Genomic DNA, 9,883 nt, shown 5'->3' on the forward strand with positions numbered 1-9,883 from the left:
GTCGGTTTAACAGAACACTGAAATAGCATTGAATTCAGTTGAGGTAATATTTAATTGTGGCTTACTCTCTTTGAGTTGATAAGCCACTAAACCACCAGTCACATTAAGGGTTCTGTCGCAAACTGAGATCTAGCCACTATAAATTGAAGGAACGGACTTCCTCAGACACGACTAGGCCGCCAAAGAATAAAATTGCTCCCATTGTGTCATATTTTCAGTAGTGTCCATTTGTCCCAGCTTAATCATGGACCAAAGTTCAACGCCTGCCAGTGTCGACTCAGCCCCTTCCCAAGACTTCCAACCTAGACATTGATGCATTTTACCCTTCACTTTTCGATGACTTTGCTCAACAATATTATTCAAATATTTAACGGCCAAAACCTCAATCATAAACAGCATATGTCCAGATAGCCAAAGACGAATATTAATGGACTCTAATGCTGCGGCATTCGCACCACTTTTATCAATGACCACCTTTTCAGGTAAGCCGTGCTGGTTGATAACTTTATTGAAAAACGCTTGTGCCGCTGGCTCATCACGGGTTTCACTCAAATAAAAATCAATAATAGCGCCGTGTTTGTCCACGGCTCGGTAATAGTAAACCCACCGACCTTTAATTTTTATGTAGGTTTCATCCATTCGCCAAGAGCCAGAGATTCGACGTTTTATCTTCCTAAATACTGCTTCGAGTTGTGGCGCATATTTGATAAGCCAACGGTTCAGAGTTGAGTGGTCAAAATAGATATTTCGCTCAGCGAACATCTCTTCAATTTCACGGTAACTGAGTTTGTAGGACAGGTAATAGCGAAGCGCCTGCATGATGATATCCGATGGGTAATGTCGCCCCGAGAAGTTAAGTGTCATGCAGTGGATACTCCAAATTCATGCCTGAACATCATCAACACTTTAGCTTGCTTCGTCAACTTTGCGACAGAGCCCAGTAAACTACCCACGCACAAAAAAAGCGACCCCAAAGGTCGCTTTTTCAATTCTTTAACTAGCAGAAACCACCAAACTTACGGTTCCCATAATGGCGTTACTGCCGATGATAAGACAAGGAAGCCGATGGTTTTCGCCGCGGAGTTGACTATTGTCAATGAGCAGCGAAAACCTGAGGCTGAAGCCGTATTATCGAGGTTAAGTAGCCATTTGATCATGTCATATCTAGTTGGAAACTCCCAGGCACCTAAAATCAATTAGTTACCGAACATCAACAAACAAATCTAGTTGGAAACTTTCGCTGTTTCAGGCCCAATGAAATCCAGATTGAAGCAAATCTAGTTGGAAACACCAAATTGCCAACTACTCGAAGCATACTAACTTTAACTTAATTCATTGATATCAAAATATTGTGAATTAAATTTAGATTATTTAACTCACTTTCCTCCACAAATGGCTATCCTTCGAATTAGGGTCTATTGCATTTCCTATGCGTTTTTTTGGTATTGGTAGGTCTGTTTTCCGGTCGTACCTAGGATTGAAAGCGACACTGAATTTTCAATATGAAAGAAACAAACAAACTGAATATAAGCCATTGTTTCATAGAAGTTCATATGAATTAGTGTATCGGTACATCGTAGTAAAGTAACACTTATTGAGAAGCGCATAATGTGATATTTGAACAGTTAACAGTTCACTTATCAGTGTCTTCTTATTTTACTTTGCAAACAATGAAACCTAAGATTCTCATTATAAATGAGCCATTATGGATTTTGATTATGCAAACCATCAGACCAATTTTAGCGGAGAATTCAACAAATATTAGTGAGTTTAAAAAGAACCCTATGGCTGCGGTAGCACAAGCTGATGGCTTTCCCGTAGCGGTGTTAAATCGTAATCAACCTGTTTTTTACTGTGTTCCTGCCGCCGCTTATGAGCTGCTGATGGGTAAGCTTGAAGATTTGGAACTAGCACAGCTAGTTGAGGCTCGTAAAAATCAGACTGAAATCGACGTTGATATAAATGATTTATGACGTCGTTGTTCATTATCCGCTCGCTCTAACATGGAGATACTATCCCCTGTGCCTGAGCACATCAATTACATCCCCCAAATATGACGGCGCATGCGCTAGTGTCTCATCAACACCAGTGAGAAATGAGGTGTTTTTTCTATCAATCATCAATATTGAGCTTTGGTCTTAAAAGCTTCCGAGCAAACGCTGTTGACTTGGGTAGCTTGCGATGAAATCGTAATAGCCAACCATGACCTCCCAGCTCTCGGTCCAGTGCCGACATTGAGCGATATCCTGCCCGCAACCCCATCAACTGAGCCAATACAGCATAATCCCGGTTAGCCCAATTGACTCCGACTCTGGGAGCATATGCTTGCCTTGCGGGGAGTTGGAGATAAAGCCACTCTTTATCATGTTTGTAGAGCCACATATATGCGCTACATTGCTGTTTTATCGTATTACGAACAGCGTCTGGTTCATCTCTGATAAATGCTAATAGTCGCTGTCTGTTTTCCTGTTTATGTTGAGTCATCAACAATTGATGTCGCCATTGCGACAGCCCACTATAGCTTTGGATTATCTGCTCGACGGCACCTGTTGAGACTCCAAAATGATCTGCGATAATAGCTCGGTGAGTGCCTATCAATGCCTGACGCCAAATAGCTCTCTCGATATCCGGAGTAATTTTCTGTCGTCGTCGACCAATTGTGATCTGATTGCGTAATGCTAGCTGCTTAATGAACCCGATACTACGCTCTAGTTTTTTAGATACTTGGCGCATTGAGATGCCAGCTCTCAACAACATCAACGCTTCCTCAATATCAACTGCAAATTCTGGCGGGATACTTTGATTTGGCTTAGTTTCGCGAAGCGGCCCCTTAAAAAATTGCTCTGGTGTTCTTGTTAGAAATGCCATCAATAATACATGCTTGATGTAATGAACATTACGCTGTTGATGAACTAAGGCTGGCACAAAACTAAACTCTGACAATTCCAGAGGTAAAGTGGGCTCTAATTGGTTGAATATCCCCTGCCAGCAATGAGTCAAATCACTCTTAAGCCGCTTCCATCTGAGGTTTTCACATTTAGTTAAATACCCCTTCGCATCAAGCCATTCTCGGTAAATATCACCAAGTGGTATAGAAGGAGACTTATTTATCAGTAAGTTATACAAGGCTATCAAGTACCCTGCTAGTTTCAATTCCTCTCCAATTGCTGGCTCGTTACACTTAAACATAGCTTCAATTGGTAGCGTGTAAGCATGATTTAAGCCTCCTTCACCGGCCTTCAGTCTGGCTAAGCGAAATCCATGCTTAGGACATGCAATGACTCCATGAAGCTGATGTACAGTATGCCAGTAGCCAACACCATGCATTATCTCATCCTCCTCAAAGCACATTGGACAAGCCTTCAGCCAACTACCAAATGAGAGCCTGCTGGCTGCAAGACGCGCATCGCTAAACAATGAAGTCCCTTTCCCAAGTAATAAGTCCTGCTGCAATATAAGAGCTTTAGACTTGTCCTCCAGTCCAAACCCAACCATCACGTATCCTGTTCCACGGAGCAGCAATGCCATAGGATCAACATTAGCCATATCAGCGATTTTGTTGATATGGCATGTCAGCATAGGGTGTATACGTATTCCGACCTTATCAAATAAGCACTGGTTTGATTGCTTCCAGGACTGGTACGGAGAACGAGCATCACATTGAGCAACATAACTGTATGCACTCTCATCAGGCAGCCAGATTGGTAATAAGCTATTCATGACAACGTTCTGTGAACTCACGCTCCGATATACATGAGTCCTGCTGAACAAAAATTTCAGTAAGTATGTGCACTAAAGGGTGCAATGGAGGCCTTGGTGTATTTGGGTCAAACAGTCTCGGGTTTCGTAAGAAGTTTGATGCTCGGTTACTCTGGCTCACATTAATATTCTGAAAGTACGCGGCTAGCATGTCAGGTGGGAAATAACTCCCGAGGTCATCTAGCCAGCTTGTTAACCGTTTACGCTCAGACACATTATTAATGGGGGTGGGGTTTAATCCTGCTCGCCCGCGAATTCGCCTAATATAATCTTCGTAATAACCTATTGCCTGAGGATGCCGAGCTAACGCCAAACTTCTAGATTCAACTTTAGCCATTTCCTCACTGAAATATCTATCAAAAGCCCCCATCCATTTACCACAATGCGGGCAAAGATTATCGACTGGAGGCACGTTTTGATGCATAAGCAACTCGACAGTAAACCCACACTCCTGACAGCCATCAGTGAGTGCCATATGGTGTTTATCACAGTGAAACACACCTGGTAACTGATGGTCGCGATGGTAATAAGTAGTGCCGAATTCAACCTCATCTTCCTCTGCACAGCTAACGCACCAACGCCAACAGCAGGGCAAAACGGCATGCTTACCGAAGACGTTTAATAGAGGGCCGCCACGTAGACGAGCCTCATCCACTTGTATGTGCTCATCCTTTTTCAAAAAAACGGTAGCATAACTCCCCATGGCATGCTGATGCCAAACATCACTAGCCCCGTTAGATTCATATAACAGACTAAGAGAGAAATCGTCTTCATCGAATAGACGATGCGGCCTAAAGCGATGTTTACTGGCACCGAGGCGACGCATCGTATGCTCCAAAGCCCCAACTGCTGCCAAGTGATGCAAACGAGCGACAGAGGCACCGAGATGCTCTTCTGGTAGTAAATGCAAGATATTATTCATGAGCACTACTCCCCATATCCGAGTGTTTTCATTAACGCACCAGGGGCGAGCGCTTCAGAAGATTTCTTGGCATCAACCTCATGACTTTTTTCATTTGGCTTTTGCTGTACAAGCTCAACGGCCCCTTGCATCAAACGTGATTCTAACTTTTTAGCTGCGAGCAAAAGACTGCCTTCTTGTGTGTAATCAGGTTTTGATTCCTTTAAAAGCAACATCGGTTTTAAATCTTCAAATCGATGATACTCGCCATGATTCAAGGCATCGATAGGGGCACGTAATAAAGCAAATTGCTCATCAAAAACATGATCGATCGCATGCGTGCTCAGATCCTGTTGTTCTGGAGCCATATAGGTCAAGTAGTACAACGTTGCTTGCACGAGGCTGACTGCAATAGCTGGAATTCCAGCCGAGCGTTGATGTAGATGCATTTTAAGGGTGCTAATAGGCGTAACTTGATTGTACATAAAGCCAGTATGTAAGATTCGGTCGCACAATCGATTCCAAAAAGAGCTATTTAAATCGCAGCTGGCTAAAGCCAATGAACCTCGACGAATTGTACGACGTGTAATGGTCATTTCTTTGCTAAATAGATCAAGAGTCGAAAATGTTCCGACGAAAATCAATGATGCGCCAATTCGATTAAATATTTCCTCAACAAATTTCATCGACGTTTTTTCGTTGGTGCCAATTTTCAACTCGACTGGTGAAGACGCAAAGTTTTGAGCCTCATCGATAATGATGGTACCTATCCCGTGGACGATTACAGCTTTACGTACAGCGGTAATTAACTCCGAAACTGTGCTTTTACGATTCACGTACTTGTACTTTTCAGCCGTTACCTTATCTATAGCTTCCAATATGCTCTGTAATAAGGCTTTCTGACCTTTCCTGTCATGATGTTCAATGTAGATATAAGTTACTTGAGTGAATCGAAGTGGAATAGGCTCCTGGCCTTTCACCCGATACTCAGTATGCTCTATGACCTGTTCAATCTGCTTAAGTGCCATACTGATCATTTTGGTTTTCCCCCGACCTGACAATCCGCAAAGTAAGTAACTAAATGCAGTATCGAATAGACCCAACCTATCAATATTTGTAGCCTGAATGGGTTCAGCTTTATCCTGCTCAATCGCCGAGAGCACTCGCCTAAGTTCGGGATTCAAAGGATTTCTATGACGGTAGCCATCCTCTATCGAATGCCGCAAGACTTCATAAATTTTAGCAGCCTCATCTTGGCAAACATGCGTATCAAATAAATTGCCGAGAACTGAACGAGTGTAGTAACCATGCAAGTCACTAGGCACATCACTCAAATCTACCTCATCGACAAAAGGCACATCACAGTTTTTCTGCACCTCTGATATTGAAAGGGGAAATCCCAGCCCCTCGATAAGTGGGTTCCCCCGCATCGATGGATTTGGATGACGAATGTAGGTTGCTTTAACCATGGTAAACCTCCTCATACGGTACCGAGGTTGGATCAACCCAAGTATTAGTTGCAGCGCTCTGAGTCATTTCCGTCTTAGTGTTACCGCCAGATAACGCCGCGATCATGTTCTTTCCATCTTGATGTTTCTGCACTATCCCCTCGACAGCACCTCGTTCTTTGATACCCGCCGCAATACCTTTTGCTTTCGTCTTTTTCAAGCCCTTTAAATTACGTTTCAACTGTTCTTCCCCGCGACTTAAGTCCATGAAATTAATGACCTCGGCGGTAAAACGCTTTTCACTGAGTAATGCCAACTGACCTTTTACAATTTCTAAACGATGCATCACGCTAGCCCAAAGCTGATTTTTATAGGCTTCACTGCGGTCGGTAAGGTTTAATTGATATAGCACTCTAGTCTCATCATCGCGATACCAGATATGGTTAGTACTACAATCTGTGTATCGCACCGCAATCTGTTTACGACCGAAATTTTTAGCCTCATCAATCTTTTTCAATTTTTCAAATTTATCTGAGCTATAAAATAAGCCACGGAAAAACACACCCTGTGCTCGAATGGTGCCTTTAACTTCGGGAAGCAACGCAAATATCAATCTATCGCGAGAAATGGTCGGGGTGATCATCATATTTGAAAGGCCATATACCCATGCATCTCGAGAAGTAAATGCAACATCGTCACGTTCCATCTCAAATGTGCGACCATTGATGCGCTCAGAGGTATTATTGCTGACCAGGATGGTTTTGATGAGAATCTTCATAAACTCATCGTAGGTATAAAGCGCACGGCGGGAGGCATGCTTATCTTCATATCTATATACTTTTTCTACTCTGCCCGCCTCGTATGTAATTGCTCTTTTTTGCGCGGTATCAAATGTCTTCTCAACAGTGCCCTTGCAGTCTCCTCGATGGTAGGCATTGAGATTAACAATGCTTACACCAATAAGTCCTTTCACCAAAGACGATAAATTTTTATCAGAGTTCTCTGTTCCTCTATCTCCAGTTAGCTCTCGACACACGTGATGACAGGGCCAATCAGCCTCTTCAATATCCACTCCAAATTGCTTACAGAAAGCCACTTTCTCAGTAAAAGCATTCAGCAGAGCTTGCCCAGCGCCATGCCAATCAGGGCCATGAAAGCAGACATGCACTCCCACTATCATCCCAGTTACTGTATCAATCACAAAATAAATGATTGGTCTGCCGATACTGAGTAGCTCATTGCTGAAGGGATAACGAATGTAGATATCAGCTACCGTGCTGTCGATTTCATAGCGACTAGTCGGCCCACGGAGACCTTTATGCGCGACTCCAGTTTTACCTGCATGGTCTCGCTCATAATTTTTTTGACCTACCCTCTTTCGGATCCAATCTAAACGACTAATAATTTTATTTAACTGACGTTTAAATGCTCGAGATGAAATGAGATTACGCCGATCAAGTACCATTCGAAATGGCTCAGCAATATCTTCATCAGGCGCTTCTTTTGGTTTGATCACTGTAGATAGATATGAGCCACAAAACTCTTTGTAAATATCTTCCAGAACGACTTGCTGGCCATTTCTAATTTTTGTTGAAAATTTTCGAATATTATCAACATCCAACTGCGTCACTTGGCGAAAAGGATTACCATATTTCGTCTCTCTGCCAGGTTTACTGGCAAGGTTAATAGCGCCATCAACAAGCGACTCAGGAGCTTCGCGTAAAGAAAATTGTTTGCCACAGAAAAAATACTGCGGTAACAAAGAATTTTTAATACCTCCCATGACGAAATATCGATTAATGCTGCCTGTAATAAATTTCTTGCTAGTTCCAGAGCTTTCAACCAACTCGGCAACAATGCCTTCGACTGGACCATAGAGATAATTACAGAGGATTTCATCATCTTCAATCAGGGGGGAAATGGCCATCCATGCCTTGTCACGCTTTATCAGATGCTTTTCACTAATCGACTCATCTATTGCAAACAATTCTTGCGGCAAGTCATGGGACTCCATCCTCCATGCACAAGTCCTCAGCATTTCTGCAACATACAAAGCGTTTAAAACCTTGGGACGACGAGGGATCTGATCGAGTAAATCTGACACTGCAATTTGTTCGGTGGCATCGTTCACATGAACAATCAATAACTCCACAGCCTTCCGCTTCCCGTTCGACACCAACTTTTGATTAACGAGCATGATTCACCTCAACAGGCATCATAGAGACAGGTCGATTGAGGTTAATTTTCTCGCATAAATTAAGTTTGAGGACATGTGTATACACGAAGTGTTGAAACAGACACTGACACTGAAACAGTTCAATACCAACGTCCTCTGCAACGATGACCAGCACCTCACGTACGGTGGCCTCTTCTAAGGCAGAAAAGTGATGGCGAAAGCGCAGTAAAACGATAGCTTTAAATTCATCACTAACATCAAGATACTCAGGAAAATCCTTACACTCACGTAGATATCTAAAGTTTTGAGTTACATTTTCATCGAAACTCTTCTCTGTTATGAGTACCCATGCCACATTTAACCGCCGCCAATACTCGCATTCAAGCGCGAGTTTGGCCTCTGTTCTTGCAACCGCAACAGGATGAGTTACCGTTCGTTCAAAACTGCTTGAGTATTTGAAACTATAGGCAGCTAATTTATGTCTCCCATCTGGGAATTCCATCACTAACACATAGTCGGTTGTCATGGTTTTAGCCGGTACTAGTCCATCAAAAGCATCTTTGTCGAGATAAGAGCCAGGATGTAAGATTTGCATCTCATCCGCCAACTTCAAGGTGTCTTCAAGAGGCAAAGGATACTGCTCTAGGATATCGATTACTTTCGGATCTTGTTCAAACCAGAGGAATGGCATAAGTTCGCCGCGACTCAGTAGATGATGGTCGCGTTTAGTCTTCCAACTGTAAACTATTTGTCCTTGTCCGATCGTATGAGACTGACGAACGGTTACCCATGGCCGATAACCATTCTTCTTTACTTCACGCAGGTACTTTTCAATACGATTCAGTTCGGGTTGGGTGATCGTAGGTTGCGTTAACTTTTTACATTTCGGTTTACTCATTTACTATTCTCCATATGGTCATAACTTGGAGGATAGTTCAAAACAACAAACCAGACAAACACATTAAGCCATTGTTATTATTACAATAATTATATAGAACTGCTAATATTCCAAATTTCAAAAAAATAAGAAGTCATAATTCTCAGTGGGTTAACTAATGAATATTTACAGCTGTTAATATTGCAAAACACAGGTCTTAATCGCCATTTCAGATTGAAGAACCTATCGGTAATCAAAAAATACATGGGGTTATTTTTATGTCGATGGTAAACATTTATGATTCTGACTAGATGAGTACTCCAGAAGCATGCTTTCAAACTGACTTCTGTACCCCATCCTCCCCCCATATTGTTAGAGAATAATTTGATGCTTTGGATGAATAGAAAGCCAGGATGAGTTCTTTTTTGGTCGTCAAACGGCATGAGACAACGACAATGTTTACATGACCTTTTGGGGAATTTATTAGCTATCAAGTTGCTTTGTCGTAGCCTATGAGCAAGCAACATCTTATCTGTATAAAGTTTGTCCAGAAATGAGACTGGGGGTGTAACTCGTTTATGTCCGTGCGACGTGAAGTCGTATGAAGCGTTTGAAGTGGCATAGTTAATTTGGCCATCTAGTTAGAGGTTGATATTATGGCCTCGTTATTATTTAGGTGATCGTATGACTAAACGTATAAAACGTAATTTTACCCCCGAATT

The 9,883-nt window shown here is 42.4% G+C and carries 7 protein-coding genes and 1 pseudogene; 1 reads left to right on the forward strand and 7 read right to left on the reverse strand.

All coding sequences use genetic code 11. The features are described from left to right. Nucleotides 1-6: 6 nt before the first annotated feature. A pseudogene (locus tag L2729_RS19310) lies at nt 7-108 on the reverse strand (IS982 family transposase); the annotation flags it as partial. Between the two features lie 63 nt (nt 109-171). Beyond that, a complete protein-coding gene (locus L2729_RS19315; protein WP_248989728.1) occupies nt 172-864 on the reverse strand; it encodes an IS6 family transposase in 693 nt (230 codons plus the stop codon). A gap of 746 nt (nt 865-1,610) precedes the next feature. On the opposite strand from L2729_RS19315, the gene L2729_RS19320 reads away from it, so the two are divergent. Then, on the forward strand, nt 1,611-1,973 hold the full coding sequence (locus tag L2729_RS19320; protein WP_428848267.1) for a type II toxin-antitoxin system Phd/YefM family antitoxin: 363 nt from the start codon (nt 1,611-1,613) through the stop codon (nt 1,971-1,973). A 139-nt stretch (nt 1,974-2,112) separates the two neighbouring features. Here the strand turns inward: L2729_RS19320 and L2729_RS19325 are convergent, their stop codons facing one another. The 5 genes from L2729_RS19325 to L2729_RS19345 are packed head-to-tail and all read right to left on the reverse strand — an operon-like array spanning nt 2,113 to nt 9,182. Continuing rightward, nucleotides 2,113-3,720, reverse strand: a complete 1,608-nt coding sequence (locus L2729_RS19325) for a TnsD family transposase (protein WP_248989729.1) — start codon at nt 3,718-3,720, stop codon at nt 2,113-2,115. Further along, complete coding sequence (locus L2729_RS19330) at nt 3,713-4,681, reverse strand: TniQ family protein (protein ID WP_248989730.1); 969 nt, start codon at nt 4,679-4,681, stop codon at nt 3,713-3,715. Before L2729_RS19330 ends, L2729_RS19325 begins: the two co-directional genes overlap by 8 nt. Before the next feature lie 5 nt (nt 4,682-4,686). After that, entirely contained in the window at nt 4,687-6,129 is a 1,443-nt protein-coding gene (locus L2729_RS19335; protein WP_248989731.1) for an ATP-binding protein, read from the reverse strand. After that, nucleotides 6,122-8,260, reverse strand: coding sequence for a transposase (locus tag L2729_RS19340; RefSeq protein ID WP_248989732.1), 2,139 nt, complete (start codon nt 8,258-8,260; stop codon nt 6,122-6,124). Before L2729_RS19340 ends, L2729_RS19335 begins: the two co-directional genes overlap by 8 nt. 34 nt (nt 8,261-8,294) lie before the next feature. Continuing rightward, complete coding sequence (locus L2729_RS19345) at nt 8,295-9,182, reverse strand: TnsA endonuclease N-terminal domain-containing protein (RefSeq protein WP_248989733.1); 888 nt, start codon at nt 9,180-9,182, stop codon at nt 8,295-8,297. Nucleotides 9,183-9,883 lie beyond the last annotated feature (701 nt).

It is taken from the genome of Shewanella gelidimarina, assembly GCF_023283945.1.
Lineage (GTDB): Bacteria > Pseudomonadota > Gammaproteobacteria > Enterobacterales > Shewanellaceae > Shewanella > Shewanella gelidimarina.

What these genes read in the sequence shown, in the direction of transcription:
- L2729_RS19315 (WP_248989728.1), bottom strand. Translation starts at nt 864, where the DNA reads ATGACACTTAACTTCTCGGGGCGACATTACCCATCGGATATCATCATG.
- L2729_RS19325 (WP_248989729.1), bottom strand. Translation starts at nt 3,720, where the DNA reads ATGAATAGCTTATTACCAATCTGGCTGCCTGATGAGAGTGCATACAGT.
- L2729_RS19330 (WP_248989730.1), bottom strand. Translation starts at nt 4,681, where the DNA reads ATGAATAATATCTTGCATTTACTACCAGAAGAGCATCTCGGTGCCTCT.
- L2729_RS19335 (WP_248989731.1), bottom strand. Translation starts at nt 6,129, where the DNA reads ATGGTTAAAGCAACCTACATTCGTCATCCAAATCCATCGATGCGGGGG.
- L2729_RS19345 (WP_248989733.1), bottom strand. Translation starts at nt 9,182, where the DNA reads ATGAGTAAACCGAAATGTAAAAAGTTAACGCAACCTACGATCACCCAA.